The following is a 25,895-nucleotide window of genomic DNA, read 5'->3' on the forward strand; positions in this document are numbered from 1 at the left end:
AAGCGAGAGGGGCTCTGAAAGGTGATGACCGGTCTTGGCGCAACGATGATCCGGGCGGGCAGGCGGCTTCTGTCGTCGCTGCCGGCGCTGTTCGGTGTGCTGGTCTTCACCTTTCTTCTGATGCGCGTTCTACCCGGCGACCCCGCGGTGTTCTTTGCCTCGGGGCCCAACGCCGGCAAGGAGGAGATCGAGCAGATCCGCAAGCAGATGGGGCTCAACAGGTCGGTGCCGGAGCAGCTCGTGTTCTACCTCTCAGACATCGGCCACGGCAATCTCGGCCGCTCCATGATGACCGGGCAGCCGGTGCTGAAGGATCTGCGCGAGCGGCTGCCGGCCTCGCTCGAGCTCACCTTCACGGCACTGCTGATCGCGCTGATCGCGGCGGTGCCGCTCGGCGTGGCCGCGGCGCTGCGGCCGGGATCGATCGTCGATCACGGCGTGCGGCTGTTCTGCGCGCTCGGGGTCTGCGTGCCGACCTTCGTGTCGGGCCTGCTGCTGATCTACGTCTTCTACTACCTGCTCGGGCTCGCGCCTGATCCAACCGGCCGGATCGACGTCTTCACCTCGCTGCCGCCGCAGCGCACCGGCTTCCTGTCGATCGATTTCCTGCTCGCCGGCGACTTTGAGGGCTGGTGGGCGGCCTGCAAGCAGCTGGTCCTGCCGGCGGTGAGCATGGCCCTGTTCGTGATCGCGCCGCTGGCGCGGATCACGCGCGCCTCGATGCTGGTCTCGCTCGGCAGCGATTTCGTGCGCACCGCGCGCTCCGTCGGGCTGTCCTGGCGCAAGGTCGTCGTTACCTATGCGCTGCGCAACGCGATCCTGCCCGTCATCACCATCGCCGGCATCGTATTCTCGACCATGCTGGGCGCCAATGTCCTGGTGGAGAAGGTGTTCTCCTGGCCGGGCGTTGCTTCCTACGCGCTCGATGCGCTCTTGTCCTCCGACTATGCGCCGGTGCAGGGCTTCGTGCTCCTGATGGCCAGCCTCTTTGTGCTGGTCAATCTCGTGGTCGATGTCTGCTACGGCATCGCCGATCCCAGGGTGTCGATCGAATGACCAGCGCAACCCTCCGCCATTCGGTCTGGATCCTGCGCGGCAATCCGCTTACGGCCGTCGCCGCGGCCGGCGTCCTTCTGTTCGTCCTCCTCGCGATCTTCGGCCCCTGGATCGTGCCCTATGATCCCGTGGTCTCCAATGTCTCGGAAGCGCTGCTGCCGCCAAGCGCGGCGCACATCGCCGGCACCGACCAGCTCGGGCGCGACGTCTTCAGCCGTCTCATCATCGCCGCGCGGCTCGATCTCGCCATCGCCGTCTCCGCGGTCGGCATTTCCTTCATCATCGGCGCCGTCGTCGGCGCGTTCTGCGGTTATGCCGGCGGCAGGCTCGACCGCGGCGTCGGCCGCTTCGTCGACGTGATGATGGCCTTTCCGCTGTTCGTGCTGGCGATGGCCATGGTCGCAGCCCTCGGCAACCGGATCGAGAACATCGTGATCGCGACCGCGATCATCAATCTTCCCTTCTACATCCGTTTCGCGCGGGCCGAGGTCAACGTCCGGCGCAATGTCGGCTGGGTGGAAGCCGCGCGCGCCTGCGGCGAGAGCCACTTTTCGGTGGTGCTGCGCTTTTTGCTGCCGAACATCCTGCCGGCGATGGCGGTGCAGATCTCGCTCAACCTCGGCTGGGCCATTCTGAATGCGGCGGGCCTGTCCTTCATCGGCCTTGGCGTCAAGCCGCCGACGCCGGAATGGGGGATCATGGTCGCGGAGGGGGCGCGCTTCATCTCGACCGGACGGTGGTGGCTGGTGGCCTTCCCCGGCCTTGCGCTGATGCTGGCCGTGCTCTGCTTCAATCTCCTCGGTGACGGGATGCGGGACATTCTCGATCCCCGCATGCGCACATGAGCAAGGAACTGCTCAGGATCGACGACCTCCACGTCTCGTTCTCGACGCGGCGCGGCATGGTCGAGGCCGTGCGCGGGGTCACGCTCACCGTCGAAGCCGGCGAGATGCTCGGCCTCGTCGGCGAGAGCGGCTCGGGCAAGTCGGTTACGGGGTTCGCAACGACAAGGCTGCTCGATGCGGCCGGCCGCGTCACCGGCGGCAAGATCCTGTTTCGCGGGCAGGACGTGACAAAACTCCGGGGCGACGATCTCCGTCAGCTCCAGGGCGCCGCCATGTCCATGATCTTCCAGAACCCGCGTGCGGCGCTCAATCCGATCCGGGCGATCGGCTTGCAGATCGCAGACGCGATCCTCACCCACAAGCGCGTCTCGAAGGACGCCGCGCGCGCCGAGGCGCTGGAGCTGCTGCGCGCGGTCCAGATCCGCGACCCCGAGGCGCGGATGAACGCCTATCCGCACGAGCTCTCCGGCGGCATGTGCCAGCGCGTGATGATCGCGATCGCGATCTCCTGCAATCCCGCACTGCTGATTGCCGACGAGCCGACCACCGGCCTCGACGTCACCACGCAGAAGGTGGTGATGGATCTTCTGGCGGACATCGCCGCCGCGCGCGGCATGGCGACGATCCTGATCACGCACGATCTCGGGCTCGCGGCGCGCTACTGCCGCCGCATCGCGGTGATGGAGCGCGGACGCATCGTCGAGGAGGCCAGTCCCAGGACTCTCTTCACCACGCCGCAGCACGCCTACACCAGGCGCCTCGTTGCGGCATCGCCGACCGCGACGTCCCGGATCGAGGATCTCGTGACGGAGGAGGAGCGGGAAGGCTACGCCGCGGTTGTCAACATGCCCAGGCAGGAGCCCGCGCACGGTACGCCGCCGCTGCTGGAAGTGCGGAAGCTTGCGAAACGTTTCGACCAGGGCTCTGCGGCGGTCGCGGACTTCTCGATGACGATGGCCGGCGGCGAGAGCGTCGGTCTCGTCGGCGAGTCCGGCTCGGGCAAGAGCACGACGTCGCGGATGATCTGCCGCCTGATCGATCCGAGCGAAGGCGACATCGTGTTCGACGGGCAGTCGATCGGTCATGTGGCGTCGCGTGATTTTCACCGCTCGTCCTTGCGCAAGGACATTCAGATGGTCTTCCAGGACCCGAACGAGAGCCTCAACCCGCGCTTTACCGCCTTCGACTGCATCGCCCATCCCCTGATGCGGCTCGACGGCATGCGGGCGGGCGACGCGCTGCGCGCGCGGGTCGAGGAATGCGCGGAGCGCGTGGGGCTGCCGCTCGATCTCTTGCCGCGCTTCCCGCACCAGCTCTCCGGCGGCCAGAAGGCCCGCGTCGGCATCGCCCGCGCCATCGCCTGCCGGCCCCGGCTTCTGGTGCTGGACGAGCCGACCGCCGCGCTCGACGTCTCCGTGCAGGCGGTGGTGCTGCAATTGCTCGATCGCTTGCGCCGCGAGAACGACATCGCGCTGCTGTTCGTCAGCCACGATCTCAACGTGGTGCGCATGCTCTGCGATCGCACCATCGTGCTGCGCAATGGCGGCATCGTCGAACAGGGCGAGAGTCGGGCGCTGTTCGACAATCCGAAGACCGACTACACGCGCAAGCTGGTCGAGGCGATCCCGCATATCGAGACCGGGCCGACGCTGGCGGCGGCGCTTTGAGGTCTCGATCGACCCAAAGTCACGATGAGATCCCGCTGGCGAAGGCCTGGTTACTGGCATACCATTTGCACGCCAATGGGCTTCGGTTTCACTGCTCTTGGCCAATGATTGGCCGGCATCACGGCATTACTGGGAGGACTTCATGGATCGCAGGACCGTATTGAAGGGACTGGCTGGCGCAAGCGGCCTGGCATTGACGGGCGGCCTTTCGGCCCCGGCGATCGCCCAGGGTGCCGCGGCGCGCACCCTGCGCTTCGTGCCGCAGGCCAATCTCGCCAATTTCGATCCGATCTGGGGCACGCAATATGTCGTGCGCAACGCTGCGGCGCTGGTCTGGGACACGCTTTACGGCATCGATTCCTCGCTCCAGCCGCAACGTCAGATGGTGGAGTCCGAGGAAGTCACCGACGACGGTACGACCTGGACGTTCAAATTGCGGCCGGGGCTCAAGTTCCATGACGGCGAGCCGGTGCTGAGCAAGGACGTCGTCGCGAGCCTTACGCGCTGGTCGGCGCGCGATCCGATGGGGCTGATGATCAAGGCGCTTCAGCAGGAGCTGACTGCCGTCGACGATCGCACCTTCAAATGGGTGCTCAAGCAGCCCTTCCCGAAGCTGCTCTACGCGCTGGCCAAGAACAACTCGCCGTGCGCCTTCATCATGCCGGAGCGCATCGCGCAGACCGATCCGTTCAAGCAGATCACCGACTATGTCGGCTCCGGGCCGATGAAGTTCGCCAAGGGCGAATGGGTGCCCGGCGCGAAGGCGGTGTTCGAGAAGTTCGCCGACTACGCGCCGCGGCAGGAGAAAGCGTCGTGGCTGGCCGGCGGCAAGCAGATCATGGTTGACCGCATCGAATGGATCGTGATGCCGGATCCGGCGACCGCGGCCGCCGCCTTGCAGAACGGCGAGGTCGACTGGTGGGAAAGCCCGATCGCCGACCTCGTTCCGGTCCTGAAGAAGAACAAGAACATCAGCGTCGACATTGGCGATCCCCTCGGCAATGTCGGCTCGTTCCGCATGAACTTCCTGTATCCGCCCTTCAACGACGTGCGGGCGCGGCGCGCGGTGCTGATGGCAATGAGCCAGGAAGACTACATGCGCGCGATCGTCGGCGACGACACCGCGTTGTGGAAGCCGCTGCCCGGCTATTTCACGCCGGATACGCCGCTCTATTCCGAGGCGGGCGGCGAGATCCTGAAGGGCAAGCGCGATCTCGACGCAGCCAAGAAGCTGCTCGCCGAGAGCGGTTATTCCGGCCAGCCCGTGACGTGCCTCGTGGCGCAGGACCAGCCGATCACCAAGGCGCAGGGCGACGTGACCGCGGACCTCCTCAAGAAGCTCGGCATGAATGTCGATTTCGTCGCGACCGACTGGGGCACGGTCGGCTCGCGCCGTGCACAGAAGACGCCGCCGGGACAGGGCGGCTGGAACATGTTCCACACCTGGCATGCGGGCGCGGACTGCATCAACCCTGCGCCGTACACCGCCATTCGCGCCAACGGCGACAAGGCCTGGTTCGGCTGGCCCACCAGCCCCGGCACCGAAAAGGAGGTCGCGTCCTGGTTCGAGGCCAAGAACCTCGATGAGGAGAAAGCCGCCATCGGCCGCCTCAACAAGGCGGCGCTCGATGACGTCGTCTACGCGCCGACCGGCTTCTTCCTGAGCTACACCGCGTGGCGCAAGAACGTCTCCGGCATCACCAAGGGGCCGCTGCCGTTCTTCTGGGGCGTGTCGAAATCCGCATGATCGCGCGCTGAAGCCAGATGCTCTCCTACATCCTCCGTCGCATCGTCGCGACCTTGCCGGTGATGGCAATCGTCGCGCTGTTCGTGTTCAGCCTGCTTTACATCGCGCCGGGTGATCCGGCCGTGGTGATCGCGGGCGATCAGGCGAGCCCGGAGGATGTGGAGCGCATCCGCCAGAGCCTCGGTCTCGACCGGCCGTTCCTGATCCAGTTCGGAAGCTGGGTCTGGCGCATCCTGCACGGCGATCTCGGCACCTCGATCTTCACCAACCTGCCGGTCTCGACGATGATCGGGCAGCGTCTCGGACCGACGCTGTCGCTGATGATCGTCACGCTGCTGCTCACCATCGTGGTCGCGGTGCCGCTCGGCGTGGTGGCGGCGTGGAAAGCCGGCAGCCTGATCGACCGCGTCATCATGGGCTTTGCCGTGTTCGGCTTCTCGCTGCCCGTCTTCGTGGTCGGCTACATGCTTGCCTACATCTTCGCGCTCGAACTGGAATGGCTGCCGGTGCAGGGCTACACGCCGCTTGCCCAGGGCTTTTGGCCCTGGCTGGAGAACTTGATCTTGCCGGCGGTCGCGCTGGGCTGTGTCTACATCGCGCTGATCGCGCGCATCACCCGCGCCACCATGCTCGAAGTGCTGCAGCAGGACTATATCCGCACCGCGCGGGCCAAGGGCCTCGGGCAGGGCGGCATCCTGTTTGTTCACGCGCTGAAGAACGCGGCGGTGCCGATCGTCACCGTGATCGGGATCGGCATCGCGCTCCTGATCGGCGGTGCCGTCGTCACGGAAAGCGTGTTTGCGATTCCCGGCCTCGGCCGGCTCACGATCGATGCGATCCTGCGCCGCGACTATCCCGTCATCCAGGGGATCGTGCTGCTGTTCAGCTTCGTCTACGTCCTCGTCAATTTGATGATCGACGTCATCTATACGCTCGTTGACCCGAGGATCCGCTATTGACCGACACCACCGTCAACCCGCAATCGCTCCCGGCCGGTCTAGTCCTCGCGCCGCAACTGCCGGAGATCCTTCGGCCGGTCAAGATCCGGCGCGGCTTCATCGGCTTCCTGCGCGGTCATCCGACGGTCGCCATCGGCGGTGCGCTGCTGCTGACGCTGGTCCTGATCGCGATCTTCGCACCTTATCTCGGAACGGTCGATCCGACCGCGCTCGCGCCCGCCAAGCGCACACGCGCGCCGTCGGCCGATTACTGGTTCGGCACCGACGTGCTCGGCCGCGACATCTATTCGCGCGTGCTCTTCGGCGCGCGGGTCTCGCTCACGGTCGGCCTGTCGGTTGCGATGTTCGCGTCTGCGGTGGGCCTTGCCATCGGCATCGTCTCCGGCTTCATCCGCTGGGCCGACGGCATCCTGATGCGCTTCATGGACGGCTTGATGTCGATTCCGCCGATCCTGCTGGCGATCGCGCTGATGGCCTTGACGCGCGGCAGCGTCGGCAACGTCATCCTGGCCATCACCATCGCCGAGATCCCGCGCGTCTCGCGCCTCGTCCGCAGCGTGGTGCTGTCGCTGCGTGAGCAGCCCTATGTGGACGCGGCGGTGGCCTGCGGCACGCGCACGCCGATGATCATCCTGCGCCACATTCTGCCCAACACGCTCGCGCCCATGCTGGTCCAGGCGACCTATATCTGCGCCAGCGCCATGATCACGGAGGCGATCCTGTCCTTCATCGGTGCGGGTACGCCGCCCACCATTCCGTCCTGGGGCAACATCATGGCCGAGGGCCGCGCGCTGTGGCAGGTCAAGCCCTATATCGTGTTCTTTCCGGCGGCCTTCCTGTCCGTCACCGTGCTTGCCGTGAATCTGCTCGGCGACGGCCTTCGCGATGCGCTCGATCCGCGCATGGCCAAGAGCCTCTGATGTTGCGAGGCTGATCACGATGGCGCTGCTCGAAGTCGAAGACCTTCAGGCCCACTTCCGTACGCCCAGCGGCATCAACCGCGCGGTCGACGGCGTGTCCTTCCATGTCAACGAGGGCGAGACGCTCGCCATCGTCGGCGAATCCGGCTGCGGCAAGTCGGTGACCTCGATGTCGCTGATGCGGCTGATCCCGGAGCCGCCGGGCAAGATCGCAGGCAGCATCCGCTTTGCGGGCAGGGACCTCCTCAAGCTGTCCGACCGCGAGATGCGCGCCATCCGCGGCAACGACATCTCGATGATCTTCCAGGAACCGATGACGAGCCTCAATCCGGTCCTGACCGTCGGCCGCCAGATCCGCGAGACGCTGATGATCCATCAGGGTCTGGACAAGCAGGCGGCCGAGGCGCACGCGATCGAGATGCTGACGCTGGTCGGCATTCCCGAGCCGAAGCGGCGCGTGCGCGAATATCCGCACCAGCTCTCCGGCGGCATGCGCCAGCGCGTGATGATCGCCGTTGCGCTGGCGTGCAATCCAAAACTTCTGATCGCGGACGAGCCGACCACGGCGCTCGACGTGACCATCCAGGCGCAAATCCTCAAGCTGATGCTTGACCTCAAGAGCCGGGTCGGTGCTGCGATCATCCTGATCACGCACGATCTTGGCGTCGTTGCCGAGATCGCCGAGCGCGTCATGGTCATGTATGCCGGCCGCAAGGTCGAGGAGGCGCCGGTCGCCGAGCTGTTTCGCTCGCCCCGGCATCCCTATACGCAAGGTTTGCTCGGCGCCGTGCCGCGGCTTGGTTCGTCGCTGACGGGCACCGCGAGACGGCTGGCCGAGATTCCCGGGCAGGTCCCCGACCTGCGCAAGCCGATCACCGGCTGCGTCTTCGCCGGACGTTGCGCGCTCGCGACCGATCTCTGCCGCCAATATGCGCCGGGGCTCGAGGAGAAGGGCCCGCGCCATGTTGCGGCCTGTCACTACGCGGCGAAGGGAGCGGTCGCGGCATGAGTCCACCTCTGCTCCAGGTCAACGACCTCAAGAAGCATTTCCCGGTCAACAAGGGCCTGTTCGGCCGCAAGTCCGAATGGGTCTATGCGGTCGACGGCGTGTCTTTCGAGATCGCGCGCGGCGAGACGCTGTCGCTTGTCGGGGAGTCCGGCTGCGGAAAATCGACGGTCGGCCGCGCCATCCTGCGGCTGTTCGACATCACTTCGGGGCAGGTGATCCTCGACGGCCAGCGCATCGACGATGCCGCGCCGGCCACGATGCGCCAGATGCGCCGGCGCGTGCAGGTCGTGTTCCAGGATCCGTTCTCCAGCCTCAATCCGCGCATGCGCGTGCGCGACATTCTCGCGGAGCCGATCCGCAATTTCGGCCTCGCCAAATCCGCGGAAGATCTCGAGGTGCGCGTCACGGCGCTGATGGACACCGTGCGCCTGCCGCGCGAGGCGCTGAACCGCCGGCCGCACGAGTTCTCCGGCGGTCAGCGCCAGCGCATCGGGATCGCGCGGGCGCTGGCGGCCGAGCCCGAGCTGATCGTCTGCGACGAGGCGGTCTCCGCGCTCGATGTCTCGGTCAAGGCGCAGATCGTCAATCTGCTCCAGGATCTCCAGCAGAAATTCGGCCTCGCGCTGCTATTCATCAGCCATGACCTCGCCATCGTCGAGCACATGACCCATCGCGTCGCGGTGATGTATCTCGGCAAGATCGTCGAGGTCGCGCCGCGCCGGGAGATCTTTGCCGCGCCGAGGCATCCCTACACCAAGGCGCTGCTCTCAGCGGTGCCGCTGCCCGAGCCGGGCGCCCAGCGCAACCCGATCATCCTCGGCGGCGACGTGCCGAGCCCGATCAATCCGCCGAGCGGATGCCGCTTCCACACCCGTTGTCCATACGTGTTCGACCGTTGTCGCACGGAAGAGCCGGTGCTTCGGACGACTGGACCCGAGCAGTGGGTGGCGTGCCACCTCGACGAGGCACTAGAGGCACCATAAGTTTAGAGGCATGGCATGCGGGATTTCGCCAGCACGCAGTGAATGCCCTTGTTGCCGTCGACCATCTGCGTGACCCGCAGGTCCGCGGCGATCGAGCAGAGCGTATAGGCATCCTGTGCGCCGAGGCCGCTGTGCTCGCGGATCAGCGCGATCATGTCGCGCAGCGCGGCCTTGGCCGCGTCGTCGAGATCCTCGTCAAAGCCCATGGTGATCCAGTCGGACGCCGTCTCGGCGCGGGGCGAGGTGAGGCGGAGATCGCGGCGGACGTGGAATTCGAAGGTGCCGGTGAGCGCCGCCTCGATCGCGGTCAGGCAGACTTCGCCGTCGCCCTGGAGCGCGTGGCCGTCGCCGGCGGAGAACAGCGCGCCCGGCACGAAGACCGGAAAATAAAGCGTGCTGCCGGCACCTAACTCCTTGTTGTCCATGTTGCCGCCGAATGCCCGCGGCTCCTTTGAGGACAATCGGCCCCAGGCGAGCGGCGGCGCGACGCCGAAATTGCCGAAGAAGGGGGAGAGCGGCAGCTCCTGGCCCCAGGGGAGTTTTGCGACGTTGCGCGCGCGGTCCAGCGGAATGTGGATGCGGCGGAACTCGGGGAAATCCTCAGGGAGAGTGCCGAGCGTCGGGACCTGGAGATTCCAGCCCCAATTGCAGCGCAGCTCGATGCTCAGCACGCGCACTTCGAGGACGTCGCCGGGCTCGGCGCCCTCGATGTGGATCGGCCCGGTGAGAAGGTGCGGCCCCGGACCGCGGAAGGCGCTTGCGAGCACCTCCGCATGTCCGGGCACGACGTCAAAACCGAGCGACGGATCGGGCAGGTCGTCCGGCTCGCCCGAGAGCGTCTCGATGGTCACGCGGTCTCCGGATGCGATCCGGAGCACCGGCTTCAGCCGTCCGTCCCAGAGTCCCCACTGGACGTTTCCAGGAGTGGATCGCAGAACGTAGTCCATGCCTTCACCGGCCTGCGCTGCTCGCAACGATCGAGGAGGGCGACGTGACGTGCTTGCCCAGCGCCAGATAGACCAGCCCCGAGACCCCGATCCCGAACAGCCAGCTCAGATCGGCCCCACCCAACAGGCTGATCGAGACCGGCCCCTGAAGCGCGCCGACCAAGCCGTCTTCCACCAGCCATCCGGCGACAAGGCCGGCGAAGAACGCGATCATGCCGGCCCAGTTGATGTCGCCATAGGCGCTGGTCTCAGGCGAGCGATAGAGCTCGGCGACGTCGATCTTGCCCTTCCGCTTGAGGAAGAAGTCCGCGAGCACCACGCCGGCCCAGGGACTCATCCACAACAAGAGGCTGATCATCCAGTTGTCGAACGCTTTCGCAAAGGACGGCGCGAAGATGAAGTACAGCGTGACCAGATAGCCGGCGACGCCAACGATGACGGTGAGCCAGAAGCGCGAGAACTTCAGCCCCGCGCTCAGCGCCGCCAGCGTCGCCGAGTAGACGTTGAGGATGTTGGTCGCGATCGGGCCGTGCAGCACCATCAGCAACACGAGGATGCTGACCGGCCCGCCGAACACCGCGCTGACCATTTTTGCGGGATCGGTGTCCAGCGTGGTCGAGGCGATGGTCGCGCCGAGGATGCCGAGCCAGACCGTCGGCACGAACATGCCGACATAGCTGTACCAGAACACGGATTTCGACGGCACGCTTTTCGGCACGAAGCGCGAATAGTCGGAGGCCCAGGTGACCCAGGAAATGCCCCAGCCGACGCCGATCGCGGTCATCAGCAGGGTCAGCATCGCCAGATGCGCGCCCGGCGGCAGCGAGGTCGTGAGGCTCCAGTTGACGACGCCGGGGCGCGTCCAGGCCAGCACGCTCATCAGCACCATGATGGCGATGGTGGGTGGCACCGTGTATTTCTCGAAGGTGCGGATCGCGTAGAATCCGTAGACGCCGATCAGGACCTGCGCCGCCATCACCAGCGTGATGATGACGATCTCGATCAGCCAGGTGTCGGGCACGCCGAACTGGCCAAGGATTCCGATCGAAACCTTCACCGGGAAGTAGGTGTTCACGCCGATCCAGCCGAGCGTCATCACGAACATCAGGATGCTGGGCAGGTAGGCGCCGCGGACGCCGAACGCGGACCGGCTCAGCACCATCTGGTTGACGCCGGTCTTGTGCCCCATCACGGTGAAGGTCGCGAAGATCGCGCAGCCGACGATGTTCCCGAGCACGATGACCGCGATCGTCTCCATCAGCCCAAGCTTCAGGATGATCCCGAGCGCGCCGAGCGCCCAGTTGACCGGCGCGATGTTGGCGCCGGCCCAGATCCACATCTGCTGCGGTCCGGTCGAGTCCCGGTCCGCATCGGGAATTGGCTCGATGCTGTGAATATCAGCGCGAAGTTCGGAATCCGTCATGACATCCCCCAATACGAAGCACGCTTCGCATCGTTGCAGCATAAATCGTGCCATTGGTTGCACAACCGCCGGAGCAGGGCGTGCGCCGATGCCGGATGCAATGAGGTTTGCGCCGGATTGTCATTGGAATTTCAAGCGTGCCCTGAACTCACGCGCCGGTTCGCCACCGTGCCCGGGAGACGCTGATCTCCTCCGCGCGCTTGCGGGTGAGAGGCAAAAGACGTTGCACGGTCCTGCAGCGGTACGATGATAAATTAAGCAGCCCCACCCCAAAGCGCAGCAGCCGCTTCTAATCGAATAGGGCAGCGGCGCTGTCGCGACTTGGGTTGCCGGCCACGATGCGCTGCATCATTTCGATGAAGAGCGCCTGTTCCCGCTGGCTCAAATCGCCGAGCGTCGCACGGTGCGCCCGTCGCGCCGCGCCTTCGATCTTGACCAGAAGCGCGGCGCCTTCAGGCGTCAATCGGCACAGGCGCGCGCGGCGATCGTCCTTGTTAATGGCGCGCTCGACCAGGTTCCGTGCAGCGAGCCGCTTCAGCGCACCGGTCGTCGTGGTGCGATCGAGGGCGATATCGGCCGCCAAAGTGGTCTGATCGGCGGTTTCGCGCACGGCCAGCGCCGAGAGCAGGCTGTATTGCAGCGGCGTGACCTCGAACGCGCCGCACGCTTCCTGAAACAGCGCGACGTGAATCTGGTGCAGCCGCCGGATCAGATAGCCGGGACGTTGCGACAATGGCCAGGGGCGGTGCTTGCCCCCGCTGCGACGCTTCTGTGCTTGCCGCAATGCACGCTCTCCCAACCCAAAAACTCGCTCGCGCTTAGCTCGATTCTCGTGCGCTCGCCACCGCCAGATCATGGCACGAAGCTTGCTTTTGTAAAATACGAAGCATGCTTCGTAATTCGAGGGCGGGGCAACCGCCCGTACGAAATCAAGGAGAGCGCCATGCCTTCTACTGCCAGCTCCGTCACTGCCAGCTTCGACCTTCTGCTGCGAGGCGGTCGCGTGATCTGCCCGGCCTCGGGCGTGGACGGCATCAGGGATGTTGCGATCCGCAACGGCAAGATCGCGGCGGTCGCGCCGGACATCTTGCCGACCAGCGCGAAGGAAGTGGTCGACGTCACGGGCAAGCTGGTGCTGCCCGGGCTGATCGATACCCACGCGCACGTCTATCAATATGTCTCGGGCCGCTTCGGCATGAACCCCGACATGGTCGGCGTGCAGTCGGGCGTGACGACGCTGGTCGACCAGGGCGGCCCGTCCTGCATGACGCTGCCCGGGTTTCGTCATTTCATCGCCGAGCCCTCGGCCTCGCGCGTCTACGCCTTCTTGTCGGCCTATCTCGTCGGCGGACTGGAAGGACATTATTATCCGCAGCTCTATAGCCCCGACGGCGTCGACATCGATGCGACCGTCAAGGCGGCGACGGCCAATCTCGACATCGTGCGCGGCATCAAGGCCCATGCCGAGATCGGCGGCTTCGCGCGCTGGGGCATCCGCGTCATCGAGATGGCGGCGGAGATCGGCAAGCGCGCCGATCTGCCTGTCTATGTCCATTTCGGCCAGCTCTGGGGCCTGCCCGAGAGCGGCGCCAATGGCGAAGATGCCGACACCATCCTCACGCGTGTGATCCCGCTCTTGCGCGAGGGCGACGTTCTCGCCCATCCCTTCACGCGCCATCCCGGCGGCTTCGTCAACCGCGAGGGCGAGGTGCATCCGGTGATCCAGGCGGCGCTCGATCGCGGCCTGAAGGTCGATGTCGGCCACGGCAGCCATTTCTCGTACCGGCTTGCGAAGAAGGCGATCGCCGCCGGCATCATTCCGACCACGCTCGGCGCCGATATCCACGGCTACAACACCCATGTGCCCGCGCCGGCCGGAACGCCCGACCAGCACGAGGACGAGGAGAACCATCCCTTCGCGGGGCAGGCCAAGTTCAGCCTGGTCCAGGCGATGAGCTCGATGATGGCGCTCGGCCTGTCGCTCGAGCAGGTGGTGCCGATGGTCACCGCCAATCCGGCCAAGATGCTCGGCCGCAGCGCGGAGATCGGCGCGCTCAAGGTCGGCATGGACGCCGACGTCTCCGTGCTCTCGGAGAAGAAGGGGCGCTTCATCCTCAAGGACAACGAGCAGAACGAGGTGATCGCCGAGCGCCTGCTTCAGCCGGCCTTCTGCCTGCGTGCCGGCGCGCGCTTCGACGCGGTCGCCCCGATCCTGCCGCAGGCCGTCGCGGCGTAAGGCCGGGCGGTGAAGGAGGGCGCGGAGTTGCGCAACGAGCGAGAGTTTCCTTCTGGAAGGTCCGGGCAGGGCGTCGGCGTGCGCCTGCCGCGGAAGGAGGACGACCGCCTGATGCGCGGCCGCGGCCAGTTCGTCGCGGACATCAGGCTTGCGGGCCTTCAGGATGTCGCCTTCGTGCGCAGCCCGCTCGCGCACGCGCGCATCCGCGGCATCCACGTGCCCCAAAATTATCGCGGCAGTGTGTTCACGGCGGCGGACCTCGTCGGCATCAAGCCGATCCGCGCAGTGTCAGGACTTCCGGGCTTCAAGATCTCGGAGCAGCCGGTGCTGGCCACCGGCAAGGTGCGCCAGGTCGGCGAGCTCGTCGCCATGTGTCTCGCGCCGACGCGGGCCGAGGCCGAGGACATCGCGGCCTCCGTGACGCTGGATCTGGAGGAGCTGCCCGCGGTTTATGACATGCTGAAGGCGCGCGAGCCGGGCTCGGCGCTGGTGCACGAGCATTGGGGCGACAACGTCTTCCTCGAGACCAATTACGAGGTCGACATCTCCTTAGCGCTCGACGCGCCGATCAAGGTGACGCGCGAGATCTCCACCGCGCGGCAATGCATGTCGCCGCTGGAGGGCCGCGGCGTGGTCGCGACCTTCGATGCCAGGCGCGACCGGCTCACGCTGCATTCCGCGGCGCAGATGCCGCATATCACGCGCAGCGGCCTTGCCGAATGCCTCGGCATGGAGGAGGGCCAGATCCGCGTCATCTCGCCCGATGTCGGCGGCGGCTTCGGCCACAAGGGAATTCTGCTGCCTGAAGAGGTCTGCCTGTCCTGGCTGACGATGCGCTGCGGCCATCCCGTGCGCTGGACCGAGGACCGCCGCGAGCATCTCGTCGCCAGCTCCAATTGCCGCGAGCACCATTACAAGATCACGGTCTATGCCGATCGTGACGGGACGTTGCGCGGCATCGATTGCGAAGCGACGGTCGATTCCGGCGCATACTCGTCCTACCCGTTCTCCGCCTGTCTCGAAGCCGCGCAGGTCGCGAGTATCCTGCCCGGTCCGTACAAGATGCCGGCCTATCGCTGCCGCACCTTTTCGGTTGCCACCAACAAATGTCCGATCCTGCCCTACCGGGGCGTCGCGCGCACCGGCGTCTGCTTTGCGCTGGAATTGATGCTCGACCTCGTCGCGGTGGAGGCCGGGCTCGAGCCCGGCGAGGTGCGACTGCGCAATCTGGTGCGCCCCGAACAGATGCCGTTCGACAACATCACCAGGAAGCATTTTGACAGCGGCGATTATCCGGAAGCGATGCGCCGCGCGCTCGCCGCGATCGATGTCGAGGCCATTCGCGCGAAGCAAAAGCAGGGCAGGGCGGATGGCCGCCGCATCGGCGTCGGCGTCTCCATCTATTGCGAGCAGGCCGCGCACGGCACGTCGGTCTATGCCGGCTGGGGCATCCCGATGGTGCCGGGCCATGAGCAGGCATCGGCGCGGCTGACGCCGGATGGCGGTCTCGAGCTGCGTGTCGGCGTGCATTCGCATGGGCAGGGCATGGAGACGACGCTCGCCCAGGTCGCGCATGAAATGCTGGGAATAGACGTCGCAAAGATCCGCATCATCCTCGGCGACACCGCGATGACGCCCTATTCGACCGGCACCTGGGGCTCGCGCTCGATGGTGATGGCGGGCGGTGCGGTGGCGGCGGCCTGCCGCGAGCTCGGCGAACGTGCAAGGCGCATCGGTGCCAAACTGTTGCAGCACGAGCCGGCTTCGGTCGTTTTGCAGAACGGCGAGGTGCGTGGCGTCAACGGCAGCGTTAGTCTGAAGGCGATCGCCCACACCTGGTATCGCCGCCCGCAGGATCTGCCGGCCGATGTCGATCCCGGCGGGCTCGAGGTGACGCAGGGCTACAAGCCCGTGCGCGACAGCGGGACGTTCAGCTACGCCGCGCATGCGGCCGTCGTCGCGGTCGATCCTGATCTGGGCGAGGTGGAAATCCTCGACTACGTGATCGTCGAGGACGGCGGCGTGCTGGTCAATCCGCTGGTGGTCGACGGCCAGATCTATGGCGGTCTCGCGCAGGGCATCGGCACCGCGCTCTACGAGGAGATGCCGTTCGACGCCTCCGGCCAGCCGCTGGCGACGACGCTGGCCGACTATCTGCTTCCCGGCGCGACCGAGGTTCCGGCGGCGCGCCTCGATCACATGGAGACGCCGTCGCCCTATACGCAGTTCGGCGTGAAAGGCATCGGCGAGGGCGGTGCGATTGCCCCGCCCGCCGCGATCGCCAATGCCGTCAACGACGCGCTACGCCCGCTCGGTGTCGAGCTGATGCAGTCGCCGATCACGCCGCATCGCGTCGTCGCGGCTGTGCTGGCCGCTCGCGCGGGCGAAAGGAGCGCGGCATGAAACCGGCGCCCTTCGCTTATGAACGCCCGCGCGATCTCAATTCGGCGCTGTCGATGCTGGCAGCGGCAGGCGGATCGGCGAAGATCATCGCCGGCGGCCAGTCGCTTGGGCCCATGCTCAATCTGCGGCTGGTGCAGCCGGAGCTGATCGTCGACATCTCCGGGCTTGCCGAGCTCAAGCAGGCCGAGCTTCGCGATGGCGGGCTGGTGCTCGGGGCCCTCGTGACGCATGCCGATATCGAGGACGGACGCACGGCCGACGTGACCCACGGCGCCATGCGCGGCGTCGCGGCCAACATCGCGTACCGCGCCGTGCGCAACCGCGGCACGATCGGCGGCTCGCTCAGCCATGCCGATCCCGCCGCGGACTGGATTTCGGCGCTCGCGGCCTTGGGTGCGCAGGTGACATTGCGCAGTCTTGCCGGTGCGCGCACGATGGCGATCGAGGCGTTTGTCGTCGGTGCGCTAGAATCGGCGCTGCACGCCGGCGAAATCGTCGAGGCGATTCACGTGCCGGCCCGATCGGCCTCCGCGCATTGGGGCTATGCCAAGAGCTGCCGCAAGACCGGCGAGTTCGCCCATGCCATCGGCGCGGTGCTGGTCGACCCGGCCACCGCCACCGCGCGCATCGTGATCGGTGCGATCGATACGGCGCCGATCGTCGTGACCGATGCCGCCGGGTTGTTCGGCGGCCGGATTGCGGCCGACTACAAGCAGCGTTTCGACATCCGCGTCGTCGACGCTCTTCTGATGAAGGCCGGCATCGACGATGCCGCGCAGCGCCATATCCATGTCAGCGTGTTGAAGCGCGCCGTCCTGGAGGCCGCGGCATGAACACGGTCTCGCTTCAGGTCAACCGGCGTGCGGTGGAGGTCTCGGCCGAGCCGCGCACCAGCCTTGCCGATTTCGTGCGCGAAAAGCTCGATCTCACCGGCACCCATCTCGGCTGCGAGCATGGCGTCTGCGGCGCCTGCACGGTGCTGCTCGACGGCGTGCCGGCGCGCTCCTGCATCACCTATGCGGTGGCCTGCGAAGGCGCCGACATCACCACGATCGAAGGCCTCGACGAGGACGAGGTCACCACCGAGTTGCGCGCCGCCTTCACCCGGGAGCACGCGCTGCAATGCGGCTATTGCACGCCCGGCATGCTGGTCTCGGCGCGCGACCTGGTGTTGCGCCTGCCTGACGCCGACGAGCGGCGCATTCGCGTCGGCCTCAGCGGCAATCTCTGCCGCTGCACCGGCTATGTCGGCATCGTGCGCGCCGTGCAGTCCGTGATCGGGACGAGGCGTGCGCGCAACATTGCGCCGCAGGCCGACGGTGGCCGGACCAGTCTCGGCCCCGCCGGATCGGGGCGAGCCGCACCCGATCAAGATCGGCAGTCGCTGCAGCCTACGCGACAGGCGTTAGCGCCGGTGTCAGAGAGTGCTGCACCGGGCAGAATTCCCGACTTCACCCCAGCGACCGTTCTCGATCAGCGCTTCTCGCTGCCGTATCCACCGGCGAAAGTGTTCGCGATGTTCGATGATATCGCGGGTATTGCAGCCTGCCTTCCCGGCGTATCGCTCGCGGCGCCGCCAAGGCCCGAGCGTGTCGAAGGCGTGATCCGCGTCAGGCTCGGGCCGATCGCAGCAAGCTTCGAGGGGGCCGCGCGCGTCGAACGCGATCCCGCGACGCTCTCCGGCCGCATCGTCGGCATCGGCACCGACCAGCGCAGCCATTCGGCGACGCAAGGCGAAATCCGCTATCGCCTGATCCCGCTCGATGGCGGCGCGGCGACCGCGGTCGACCTGTCGATCGGCTACACGCTCACGGGCATGCTGGCGCAGGTCGGCCGGCCGGGCCTCGTGCGCGATCTCGCCAGACGCCTGGTCGCTGAGTTCGCGGGAAATCTCGACCGCCACATGTCGGGCGCGCCGTCGGGGGCGGCGGCCCCGGCGGAGCTCAGCTTCTGGTCGCTTGCATCGGACGTTTTGCGTGCTCGGCTCGCGCGCATGTTTGGCCGCGTCTTCACTGGAAAAGGTGGCGCGGAATGATTGGCGCGCTCGCGCCGCGGAGTGACGAAGGCTGGACTGCCTAGAGATCAACAGCGTTGGATTTGGAGAGACAACATGAAACGAGCACTCGGACTGGTTCGGACAATCGCGCTGGCGACGGCCTTGTTCGGCGGCGCGGCAGGGGCGCAGACCATCAAGATCGGCGTCAACGAGCCTCTTACCGGCGCCTTCGCGGCCTCCGGCACCTACGTCGTCAACGGCGCCAAGATCGCCGCCGACGAGATCAACGCCAAGGGCGGCATTTTGGGCAAGAAGATCGAACTGGTGATCGAGGACAACAAGAGCAACCCGACGGAAGCCGCCGCCGTCGCGGAGAAGCTCATCACCAGCGACAAGGTGCCGGTCCTGATGGGCGCCTGGGGCTCGAGCCTGACGCTCGCGGTGATGCCGAAGCTGATGGAATACGAGACGCCGATGGTGGTGGAGACCTCGTCCTCGGGCAAGATCACGACGACCGGAAATCCCTTCATCTTCCGCATCTCGCCGCCCTCGGCGGTCGAGGCCGCGGCGTTCAAGGGCATCGTCGACAAGCTCGCCCTGAAGAAGGTCGACTTCCTCGTCATCAACAATGACTGGGGCCGCGGCACCGCCGAGGACTTCAGCAAGATGATGAAGGACAAGGGCATCAGCATCGGCCTCGTCGAGACGATGGACCAGGGCGCGCAGGACATGAGCGCGCAGCTGTCCAAAATCAAGAGCTCGGAGTCCGAGACGGTCATCGTCACGACCGCCGTCGACCAGTTGACGCTGATCTTCAAGCAAGCTGCTGCGCTGGGCCTGAAGAAGCGCATCATCACCACCGGCGGCTCGCAGAACCCCGACCAGATCATCGCCCAGGCAGGAGCCGCCGCCAACGGAACCATGCATCTGACGACCTTCCTGCCGTGGTTCCCGGACAAGACGCCGAACCCCGAGGCAACCAACTACTTCATCACGGAATGGAAGAAGCGCGGCTTCGAGTTCGCCGGCTGCACCGAAAGCTTCCGCGGCTATGACGGCATCCGTACCGCGGCGGCCGCGATCGAGAAGGCCGGCAAGGCCGAGCCGGCTGCGATCAAGGCGGCGCTCTGGGATATCAACATCAAGGGGCTGAACGGCGACATCGTGTTCCGCAAGTCCGGCCCCGAGGGCAAGGAGAGCGGGCAGAGCCAGCCGAACGTCTATCTCATCGAGATCAACGACGGCAAGGTCGGGATGAAGACGCTCTAACGCGTTTCTTCGCGGGCGAGGGCGGCGCACCGCCGCTCTCGCCGCATTGCGGGTCATACGGAAACGGCTTTGAGCGAGTTTCTCCAGCATCTGGTCAACATGCTTGTGCTCGGCGGCACCTATGCGCTGCTCGGGATCGGGCTGACCTTGATCTTCGGCATCATGAACGTCGTGAATTTCACGCACGGCGTGCTCTACACGTTCGGCGCCTACATCATGTTTATCGTGGTGCAGCAGCTCGGGCTGAACTTCTTCCTTGCGCTGCCCGTCGCCGTGCTGGCCGGATGGCTGTTGGGGGCGGCTATCGAGCTGACATTGCTGCGGCCCCTGCGCGGCTCCGACATCGACACCACGATGCTGGTCATGATCGGCGCCTGGATCGCGATGCAGTCGGGCACGCTGTGGATCTGGGGCGGGGTCGCCAAATCGGTGGCGACGCCGTTTCCCGAGGCGCCCCTGGTGCTCGGACCTGTCTCCGTGTCCTGGCTGCGGCTGTTCGTGCTTGCCGCCGCGGCACTGCTGATCCTGGTGACGTATCTCCTGATCAACAGGACGAGCCTCGGCCGCGCGATGCGGGCGACGTTCCAGGACCACGACACGGCCTCGCTGATGGGCGTCAATGTCGACATGATCTACACCTCGACCTTCGCGATCGGCTCCAGCCTTGCCGCCGCGGCGGGGGCTCTGCTCGGCCCGGTCTACGTGATCTTCCCGCAAATGGGGGATCTTGCCGCCGTCAAGGCCTTCGCCATCGTCATCCTCGGCGGTCTCGGCAACATCACGGGTGCGGTGATCGGCGGCTTCATCCTGGCGCTCGCCGAGGAGCTCGGCGCGGGCTACGTCTCATCAGGCTATCGCGACGCGATGGGCTTCGTGATCATCATCGCGGTTCTCATCTTCAAGCCGACCGGCCTGTTCGCGCGCGCGGAGCGCGTCGGATGAGAATAGCCCTCACCATTCTCGCCGTCGCAGCGCTTGCCTCGGTGCCGCTCTGGCTGCGCGATCCCTATCTCCTCAACGCGCTGATCACGACCGGAATCTTCGTCATCGGCGCGATGAGCCTCAATCTGCTGCTCGGCTTCACCGGCCAGCTCAGTCTCGGCCACATCGCCTTCTTCGGCATCGGCGCCTATGTCAGCGCGCTGACATCGCTCGGTTTCGACGTCGGCCTGCCCGGAGACCTGCGCCTGGTTCACGCGCCTTGGCCGCCCATCGTGGGCTTCGTGCTCGCGATCCTGGTTGCCGGGCTGTGCGGCTATTTCGTCGGGTTGCTCTCGTTCCGCGTTCGCGGCGCCTATTTCGTCATTGTCACGATCTCCTTCGCCGAGGTCGTTCGGCTGGTCGCGCTGAACTGGGTCGAACTGACGCAAGGCCCGCTGGCGCTGACCAACATTCCCTCCATCGCACTGCCGTTGCCCGGCTTCGGTGAGCTGACGCTGCGCACCAAGATGCAGAACTACTACCTGGTGCTGGTGGTGGCGGTGATCGCCTATCTCCTGATCGCGCGTCTCGTTCATTCCCATTTCGGCCGCGCGATGCGCGGATTGATGGAGAATGAGACGCTCGCGGTCTCCGTCGGTATCGACGTGACGAAGACGCTGACGCTGGCGGCGGTGATTTCCGCCGCGATCGCTGGCGCCGCCGGCAGCCTCTATGCGCACTATATCCGGATCATCGATCCTGAAGTGTTTGCCTTCATCAACACCGTCACCATGGTGATCATGGTCATCAGCGGCGGCAAGGGCTCGCTGGCGGGGCCCGTCGTCGGCGGCCTGATCTTCGGGCTGTTGCCGGTTGCGCTGCGTCCGATCATGGCGCCGGAGGCGCAATGGATCGCCTATGGCGGCGTGCTGATCGCCATCCTGTTCGTGCTGCCGCGCGGCATCGTGCCCTCGCTCGCGCAGCGATTTCGCAGGAGACAGAGCGGCACGACGGCACTGGCGCCGGTGGCCCTCGCCGAGACAGCTGACAAGGAGCGGGCGTGATGACGGCACGCAGCGTTGCCATGACGATCGAGCAGGTCGCTGTCCGTTTTGGCGGGCTCGTCGCGATCTCCGACATGAGCTTCACCGTTGGCGAGGGCGAGATCGTCAGCCTGATCGGGCCGAACGGCGCCGGCAAGACCACCGCCTTCAACGTCATGACCGGTTTCCTGACGCCGAGCGCGGGCCGTGTCACCTATCAGGGCACGACGCTCACCGGGTTGAAGCCGCATCAGATCGCGGACCTCGGTCTGATCCGGACCTTCCAGCGCACCAGCGTGTTTCCCAATGACACCGTGTACGACAATCTCCTGATCGGCCTGCATCGTCAGGGCCGGGTCCGGCTGCTCGACGCCATCCTCGGGCTGCCCGGCGCGCGGGCCTCCGAGCGCAGGCTGCGGCAGCGGGCAAGTGAGCTGATCGAATGGGTCGGTCTCGAACGCCGTGCCCACGATGCGGCCGGCTCGCTCTCCTACGGCGAGCAGCGCCTGGTCGGCGTTGCGCTGGCGCTCGCGGCGGAACCCTCGATGCTGCTGCTCGACGAACCCGTCTCCGGCATGAACGCCTCGGAAACCCACCGCTTCGTCGAGCTCATTCGCGACATCCGGGGTCGCGGCATCACGATCCTTCTGGTCGAGCACGACATGCCGATGGTGATGACCGTCTCGGACCGCATCGTGGTGCTCAACTACGGCCGCATCATCGCCGAGGGGACGCCGGACGTGATCCGCAACGATCCCGCCGTGATCGAGGCCTATCTCGGACATGGAGCGGCGCGTGCTTGAGATCCGCGACATGGTGTGCGGCTATGGCGGCGTCACCGCGCTGCGCGGCATTTCGCTCGACGTGAAGGCCGGGCAACTGGTGGCGCTGATCGGGGCCAACGGCGCCGGCAAGAGCACGACGCTGCGCGCGATTTCCGGACTCGTGCCGCCGCGCGCAGGGCAGATGCGGTTCGAGGGCATCGACATCACCGAGGCGAGGCCGCCGCGCGTGCTGGCGAGCGGGATCGCGCATTGTCCGGAAGGGCGGCGCGTGTTTCCGCACATGAGCGTCGAGGAAAATCTCGACATGGGGGCTTACCTCCGTCGCGGTTCAGGCGAGATCGCAGCCGATCGCGATCGCATCTATACGGAATTTCCGCGGCTCGCCGAGCGGCGCCGGCAGGCGGCGGGCACGCTGTCCGGTGGCGAGCAGCAGATGCTCGCGATCGGGCGTGCGCTGATGTCGCGGCCGCGGCTGATCATGTTCGACGAGCCTTCGCTCGGCCTTGCCCCCAACATCGTCGAGCGCACCTTTGCGATCATCCGCGGCATTCGCGATGCCGGCACCACGGTGCTGCTGGTCGAGCAGAACGCGTTCGCCGCACTCGAGATGTGCGACCACGCCTATCTGCTCGAGAACGGCCGCATCGTGCTGTCCGGCGCTGGCACCGAGCTGATCGAGAACGAGCATGTGCGGAAAGCCTATCTCGGTGGATGATCCCGCTGTCCGTTCGGACGAGCCCGGATGGATCCCGGTCTGTGACCTCGGTCGCCTGAAGGCAGAGATCATCGTCCGCGTTGCCGGGCGCGATATGCTTGTGATCTGGAACGAGGGCGATGTCGTCGCGTGCGACCGTGCCTGCCCCCACGAACAGGCCGATCTTGGTCTTGGACAGGTGACAGCGGGGCGGCTGCAGTGCCCGCGCCATGCCGCATCATTCGATTTGCGCGGCGGGGCGATTACAGCGGGCTGGCCAAGTCCGCCATTGCGGCTCTATCCGGTCAAGGTCACGGGAGAGCAAATCTGGGTTGAAGAGCCTGAGCGGCGATCGGGGCGATGATGGCATCATGCCCCTGTTTTGCCCGACGAGTCAAAACGATCCGCGTCGTAGATTTTGCCTTTGGAAACAACGGCGTTCTATTGTGCATGGGGTTGTTTTCGCGTTTTTAGTCCAGCAACCGGCGTGCAGCCTCCACCAGAGCGCCGTCCGGCCGACGCAGCGCCTCGAGGATGGTGAAATGGTCGGCGCCTGCGACCGGAATGAGCTTGCCGGGCGCCTGTGCGGCCGCACGCTTCTCATGAAGGTTGATTGAATCCAGCACCAGGGCGGGGAGTTCGTTGCTGCCATAGGCGATGTCGAGCCGCTTCTGTGTCACGGGGAGGCGAAGCGGCGAGAGCTTGGCGATTTCCTCATCCGTCAGCTTCAGCGCGTTGTTCAGCCCGGTATCGCGGATCGGCGCCAGATCGTAGACGCCTGATATCGCAAGCCCCGCATGGACGCGCGGATGGTCCAGCGCCATCGCCACGAGATGGGCGCCGGCGGACCAGCCGGACAGGATGACCGGCCCGCCGATGCCATAGGATACGCCATGCGCGGCGAGCCAGTCGAGCGCGCGCGGGATCTCGGCCACGATGTCGGTGAGGGACACCTCGGGCGCCAGCGAATAGCCGGGAATCGCAACCGACCAGCCATGTGCGGCAACGCCTTCGACCAGCATGGCGAACAGTTCACGCGAATTGCGCTGCCAATAGCCGCCATGCACGAACACCAGGCAGGGCGCATCGGGCTTTGCGGCGGGGTAGAGATCGATCTTGTTGTTCGCCCGCTCGCCGTAAGGCAAATCGAGATGGGACTTCAGCGTACCGCGCAGCCGGCTGGAAGCTTCGTTGCGCTCGGCGATCAGGGCAGGGCTGTTCTTGACCGCCGCATTGTTGTCATAGGCGGCGCTGCGTTCCGCCTGGGACAGTTCGGCCCATTTGCTGCGGGGATCGAACGGCCGATGTGTCGAGCTTGTGTTGTTGACCATGGAGTCTCCGAGCGGCCGGTCGTGGCAATGACCGGCGTCGCTCGCTCCTGTCTGCCACGAATCCCGCTCGAATTGCAGATCGCTCGTGCTCAGACGAGGGATGCGCCGTTCGCGGAACTTGTTTCAACTGGCTGTGGAGGGACGGGTCCGGGGCGGCAAAGCCGGCGACGGAAATTGACGCGCAAAGGCGCTCGTCTTCGGCTGAACACGCGATCCGTCGATCACCTCCAGCCGGCCGCAGCGGTTCAGGGTGTGCAGCTTTCGGCCGGGCCATGCGGGTCCCGGCTTCAGGGAGTGGCGGACGATCTGCTTGAATGTCGTGGGCGACAGTTCGATGACCTCCGCCAGGGCGAGCGCCGCGCCGTATCCGTCGGCACAATTCTGGACCGGGCGCCACAGTCTTTCGTTGATGGTGACGAAATTCCCGGCCGGTCGCGTACTCGCGCGATCGATCAGGACCGGGTTGCTGGCATGAGGCAGCCAGGGGCCGAGCAGGTGGTCGGCGTAGTAGATCGCAAGCGAATCCGAATAGCCGCCGGCTCCGTCGCGCCAGGCGCCAAACAGGTAGTTCAGGCCGTTGTGCCGCGTGATCGTCGCGTCGGCGAGCTCCAGGCCCGAAAGCAGCGTCGCATGCCGCTCCCATTGGTCCGGAAACCGAACGCATTTGTAGAGGGCGACGTCCCCGTTGATCGAGCTCTCCGGGATCATCCACAACTCGCCGTCGTCCTCGATCAGGAACGGATAGGACAGGTGCCAGGGCTCTTCCAGCACGGGCATGACGTCGCCGACTGGCCCGGTGTCACCGAACTCGATCACTGAAATGATTCCCTTGCCGACCCGGTGATCGAGATCTTCAAAAAAGACGAACGTTCGTCCACGCCAGGTGACGGGAAAGGGATCGGCGTAGAAGTGGTTTCCGGGATCTCCCAGAACGTTCCAGCGGGGCCCGGAGAGATCTCCGGTCTGCCAGACGCCTGCGCCGTCATTGAAGCGCCATCCGATATGCCAATGCGGGGCGTAGCAGCAGAGGCGATAGATCTCCTTGGCGATCGAGACGGCAAGGCCGCGCGCGACGTAGCCGACAGGTCCACGTCGGTTCATGGCGCCGGCGGGACGCGACAGTTGTGGCAGAATGCGCGGCCGTCCCGACAGGATTGCCGCCACCATGGTCAGGGTTCGCGCCATGACCGTTTCGAGCGCGCCGCTCAGGCCGGCTGCAGTTTCTCCCGACGGGTGGCCGCGATCGAGGACGGCGCCGTCGATCTCGTTGACGATGTCGATCACCGGCATGTCGCCGGCAAGAATGGCGGCGAGCGCGGCGTTTTCTCCTGCAGTTCCGTTGAACAGCGGGCGCAGATACAGCGAAGCCGAGCAGTCCCGATCGCGCGCGCCGCCTGTGAAATCGACGATCACGTCGGCCGTGCCGGTGCGAGCCTGCGTCCGCTCGGGAATGATCTTCAGCCCGTCGGCACCGCCGGGTTTGCCCTTGTGCAACACCATGCGTTCGAGCGCGAACAGCGCGTCGAGACCCGCAGGCCGTGACTCCGCCGTCGCCGTCCAGGCGATCTGGACCGGAACGTCCCGCCCGTCGATCGACAGCGTCTCGCGGTGCATCCACCGCCGCGCATGCTCACGTTCACAGCGAAACTCGATGATCATGT

The 25,895-nt window shown here is 66.0% G+C and carries 23 protein-coding genes; 18 read left to right on the forward strand and 5 right to left on the reverse strand.

Features of this window, described 5'->3' with window-relative positions:
* Positions 1-21: 21 nt before the first annotated feature.
* From ACE10W_RS13575 to ACE10W_RS13610, 8 genes are all read left to right on the forward strand, one after another.
* On the forward strand, positions 22-1,056 hold the full coding sequence (locus tag ACE10W_RS13575; RefSeq protein ID WP_011086122.1) for an ABC transporter permease: 1,035 nt from the start codon (positions 22-24) through the stop codon (positions 1,054-1,056).
* Complete coding sequence (locus tag ACE10W_RS13580; RefSeq protein WP_304552120.1) at positions 1,053-1,901, forward strand: ABC transporter permease; 849 nt, start codon at positions 1,053-1,055, stop codon at positions 1,899-1,901. Before ACE10W_RS13575 ends, ACE10W_RS13580 begins: the two co-directional genes overlap by 4 nt.
* Entirely contained in the window at positions 1,898-3,568 is a 1,671-nt protein-coding gene (nikE, locus tag ACE10W_RS13585) for an ABC transporter ATP-binding protein (protein ID WP_304552121.1), read from the forward strand. Before ACE10W_RS13580 ends, nikE begins: the two co-directional genes overlap by 4 nt.
* A 142-nt stretch (positions 3,569-3,710) precedes the next feature.
* The gene (locus ACE10W_RS13590; RefSeq protein WP_011086125.1) at positions 3,711-5,315 is read left to right on the forward strand and encodes an ABC transporter substrate-binding protein; all 1,605 of its coding nucleotides are present in this window, start codon (positions 3,711-3,713) and stop codon (positions 5,313-5,315) included.
* A gap of 17 nt (positions 5,316-5,332) precedes the next feature.
* On the forward strand, positions 5,333-6,274 hold the full coding sequence (locus tag ACE10W_RS13595) for an ABC transporter permease (protein ID WP_027548944.1): 942 nt from the start codon (positions 5,333-5,335) through the stop codon (positions 6,272-6,274).
* The gene (locus ACE10W_RS13600) at positions 6,271-7,194 is read left to right on the forward strand and encodes an ABC transporter permease (RefSeq protein WP_011086127.1); all 924 of its coding nucleotides are present in this window, start codon (positions 6,271-6,273) and stop codon (positions 7,192-7,194) included. The genes ACE10W_RS13595 and ACE10W_RS13600 overlap by 4 nt, the downstream gene beginning before the upstream one ends.
* A gap of 19 nt (positions 7,195-7,213) precedes the next feature.
* Positions 7,214-8,203 (forward strand): ABC transporter ATP-binding protein, encoded by a 990-nt coding sequence (locus tag ACE10W_RS13605; protein WP_028172064.1) that lies wholly within the window; start codon positions 7,214-7,216, stop codon positions 8,201-8,203.
* Positions 8,200-9,186, forward strand: a complete 987-nt coding sequence (locus ACE10W_RS13610; protein ID WP_011086129.1) for an ABC transporter ATP-binding protein — start codon at positions 8,200-8,202, stop codon at positions 9,184-9,186. The genes ACE10W_RS13605 and ACE10W_RS13610 overlap by 4 nt, the downstream gene beginning before the upstream one ends.
* A gap of 2 nt (positions 9,187-9,188) precedes the next feature.
* Here the strand turns inward: ACE10W_RS13610 and ACE10W_RS13615 are convergent, their stop codons facing one another.
* The 3 genes from ACE10W_RS13615 to ACE10W_RS13625 form a co-directional block, all read right to left on the reverse strand.
* Positions 9,189-10,133 (reverse strand): acetamidase/formamidase family protein, encoded by a 945-nt coding sequence (locus ACE10W_RS13615; protein ID WP_304552122.1) that lies wholly within the window; start codon positions 10,131-10,133, stop codon positions 9,189-9,191.
* A gap of 4 nt (positions 10,134-10,137) precedes the next feature.
* Positions 10,138-11,556 carry a cytosine permease gene (locus ACE10W_RS13620; RefSeq protein ID WP_304552123.1) on the reverse strand — a complete coding sequence of 473 codons (1,419 nt, stop codon included), beginning with the start codon at positions 11,554-11,556 and terminating at the stop codon, positions 10,138-10,140.
* Positions 11,557-11,845: 289 nt separating this feature from the next.
* On the reverse strand, positions 11,846-12,340 hold the full coding sequence (locus ACE10W_RS13625) for a MarR family winged helix-turn-helix transcriptional regulator (RefSeq protein ID WP_060911340.1): 495 nt from the start codon (positions 12,338-12,340) through the stop codon (positions 11,846-11,848).
* Positions 12,341-12,499: 159 nt separating this feature from the next.
* Between ACE10W_RS13625 and ACE10W_RS13630 the strand changes: the two genes are divergently transcribed.
* The 10 genes from ACE10W_RS13630 (at position 12,500) to ACE10W_RS13675 (ending at position 23,267) form a co-directional block, all read left to right on the forward strand.
* Positions 12,500-13,792 (forward strand): amidohydrolase/deacetylase family metallohydrolase, encoded by a 1,293-nt coding sequence (locus ACE10W_RS13630; protein WP_304552125.1) that lies wholly within the window; start codon positions 12,500-12,502, stop codon positions 13,790-13,792.
* A 9-nt stretch (positions 13,793-13,801) separates the two neighbouring features.
* Positions 13,802-16,195, forward strand: a complete 2,394-nt coding sequence (locus tag ACE10W_RS13635; protein WP_304552127.1) for a xanthine dehydrogenase family protein molybdopterin-binding subunit — start codon at positions 13,802-13,804, stop codon at positions 16,193-16,195.
* Positions 16,192-17,028, forward strand: coding sequence for a xanthine dehydrogenase family protein subunit M (locus tag ACE10W_RS13640; RefSeq protein ID WP_304552129.1), 837 nt, complete (start codon positions 16,192-16,194; stop codon positions 17,026-17,028). The genes ACE10W_RS13635 and ACE10W_RS13640 overlap by 4 nt, the downstream gene beginning before the upstream one ends.
* On the forward strand, positions 17,025-18,230 hold the full coding sequence (locus ACE10W_RS13645; protein WP_304552131.1) for a 2Fe-2S iron-sulfur cluster-binding protein: 1,206 nt from the start codon (positions 17,025-17,027) through the stop codon (positions 18,228-18,230). The genes ACE10W_RS13640 and ACE10W_RS13645 overlap by 4 nt, the downstream gene beginning before the upstream one ends.
* A gap of 75 nt (positions 18,231-18,305) precedes the next feature.
* The gene (locus ACE10W_RS13650; RefSeq protein ID WP_202633033.1) at positions 18,306-19,460 is read left to right on the forward strand and encodes an ABC transporter substrate-binding protein; all 1,155 of its coding nucleotides are present in this window, start codon (positions 18,306-18,308) and stop codon (positions 19,458-19,460) included.
* Between the two features lie 69 nt (positions 19,461-19,529).
* Positions 19,530-20,402 (forward strand): branched-chain amino acid ABC transporter permease, encoded by an 873-nt coding sequence (locus tag ACE10W_RS13655; RefSeq protein ID WP_028172054.1) that lies wholly within the window; start codon positions 19,530-19,532, stop codon positions 20,400-20,402.
* A complete protein-coding gene (locus ACE10W_RS13660; protein WP_375762601.1) occupies positions 20,399-21,445 on the forward strand; it encodes a branched-chain amino acid ABC transporter permease in 1,047 nt (348 codons plus the stop codon). The genes ACE10W_RS13655 and ACE10W_RS13660 overlap by 4 nt, the downstream gene beginning before the upstream one ends.
* Positions 21,445-22,227, forward strand: coding sequence for an ABC transporter ATP-binding protein (locus ACE10W_RS13665; protein ID WP_038965992.1), 783 nt, complete (start codon positions 21,445-21,447; stop codon positions 22,225-22,227). The genes ACE10W_RS13660 and ACE10W_RS13665 overlap by 1 nt, the downstream gene beginning before the upstream one ends.
* Positions 22,220-22,924: an ABC transporter ATP-binding protein gene (locus ACE10W_RS13670; RefSeq protein WP_375762602.1), complete on the forward strand. Its 705-nt coding sequence runs from the start codon at positions 22,220-22,222 to the stop codon at positions 22,922-22,924. The genes ACE10W_RS13665 and ACE10W_RS13670 overlap by 8 nt, the downstream gene beginning before the upstream one ends.
* The gene (locus tag ACE10W_RS13675; protein ID WP_304552138.1) at positions 22,917-23,267 is read left to right on the forward strand and encodes a Rieske (2Fe-2S) protein; all 351 of its coding nucleotides are present in this window, start codon (positions 22,917-22,919) and stop codon (positions 23,265-23,267) included. Before ACE10W_RS13670 ends, ACE10W_RS13675 begins: the two co-directional genes overlap by 8 nt.
* 106 nt (positions 23,268-23,373) lie before the next feature.
* Here the strand turns inward: ACE10W_RS13675 and ACE10W_RS13680 are convergent, their stop codons facing one another.
* Together ACE10W_RS13680 and ACE10W_RS13685 are read right to left on the reverse strand one after the other, a co-directional pair.
* The gene (locus tag ACE10W_RS13680) at positions 23,374-24,234 is read right to left on the reverse strand and encodes an alpha/beta hydrolase (RefSeq protein ID WP_304552140.1); all 861 of its coding nucleotides are present in this window, start codon (positions 24,232-24,234) and stop codon (positions 23,374-23,376) included.
* A gap of 123 nt (positions 24,235-24,357) precedes the next feature.
* Positions 24,358-25,893: a hypothetical protein gene (locus ACE10W_RS13685; protein WP_304552142.1), complete on the reverse strand. Its 1,536-nt coding sequence runs from the start codon at positions 25,891-25,893 to the stop codon at positions 24,358-24,360.
* Between the last annotated feature and the right edge of the window lie 2 nt (positions 25,894-25,895).

The organism is Bradyrhizobium sp. B025, assembly GCF_042257955.1.
GTDB classification, from domain to species: Bacteria; Pseudomonadota; Alphaproteobacteria; order Rhizobiales; family Xanthobacteraceae; genus Bradyrhizobium; species Bradyrhizobium diazoefficiens.

What these genes read in the sequence shown, in the direction of transcription:
- ACE10W_RS13580 (WP_304552120.1), top strand. Translation starts at nt 1,053, where the DNA reads ATGACCAGCGCAACCCTCCGCCATTCGGTCTGGATCCTGCGCGGCAAT.
- nikE (WP_304552121.1), top strand. Translation starts at nt 1,898, where the DNA reads ATGAGCAAGGAACTGCTCAGGATCGACGACCTCCACGTCTCGTTCTCG.
- ACE10W_RS13590 (WP_011086125.1), top strand. Translation starts at nt 3,711, where the DNA reads ATGGATCGCAGGACCGTATTGAAGGGACTGGCTGGCGCAAGCGGCCTG.
- ACE10W_RS13595 (WP_027548944.1), top strand. Translation starts at nt 5,333, where the DNA reads ATGCTCTCCTACATCCTCCGTCGCATCGTCGCGACCTTGCCGGTGATG.
- ACE10W_RS13605 (WP_028172064.1), top strand. Translation starts at nt 7,214, where the DNA reads ATGGCGCTGCTCGAAGTCGAAGACCTTCAGGCCCACTTCCGTACGCCC.
- ACE10W_RS13610 (WP_011086129.1), top strand. Translation starts at nt 8,200, where the DNA reads ATGAGTCCACCTCTGCTCCAGGTCAACGACCTCAAGAAGCATTTCCCG.
- ACE10W_RS13615 (WP_304552122.1), bottom strand. Translation starts at nt 10,133, where the DNA reads ATGGACTACGTTCTGCGATCCACTCCTGGAAACGTCCAGTGGGGACTC.
- ACE10W_RS13620 (WP_304552123.1), bottom strand. Translation starts at nt 11,556, where the DNA reads ATGACGGATTCCGAACTTCGCGCTGATATTCACAGCATCGAGCCAATT.
- ACE10W_RS13630 (WP_304552125.1), top strand. Translation starts at nt 12,500, where the DNA reads ATGCCTTCTACTGCCAGCTCCGTCACTGCCAGCTTCGACCTTCTGCTG.
- ACE10W_RS13640 (WP_304552129.1), top strand. Translation starts at nt 16,192, where the DNA reads ATGAAACCGGCGCCCTTCGCTTATGAACGCCCGCGCGATCTCAATTCG.
- ACE10W_RS13645 (WP_304552131.1), top strand. Translation starts at nt 17,025, where the DNA reads ATGAACACGGTCTCGCTTCAGGTCAACCGGCGTGCGGTGGAGGTCTCG.
- ACE10W_RS13650 (WP_202633033.1), top strand. Translation starts at nt 18,306, where the DNA reads ATGAAACGAGCACTCGGACTGGTTCGGACAATCGCGCTGGCGACGGCC.
- ACE10W_RS13660 (WP_375762601.1), top strand. Translation starts at nt 20,399, where the DNA reads ATGAGAATAGCCCTCACCATTCTCGCCGTCGCAGCGCTTGCCTCGGTG.
- ACE10W_RS13665 (WP_038965992.1), top strand. Translation starts at nt 21,445, where the DNA reads ATGACGGCACGCAGCGTTGCCATGACGATCGAGCAGGTCGCTGTCCGT.
- ACE10W_RS13680 (WP_304552140.1), bottom strand. Translation starts at nt 24,234, where the DNA reads ATGGTCAACAACACAAGCTCGACACATCGGCCGTTCGATCCCCGCAGC.
- ACE10W_RS13685 (WP_304552142.1), bottom strand. Translation starts at nt 25,893, where the DNA reads ATGATCATCGAGTTTCGCTGTGAACGTGAGCATGCGCGGCGGTGGATG.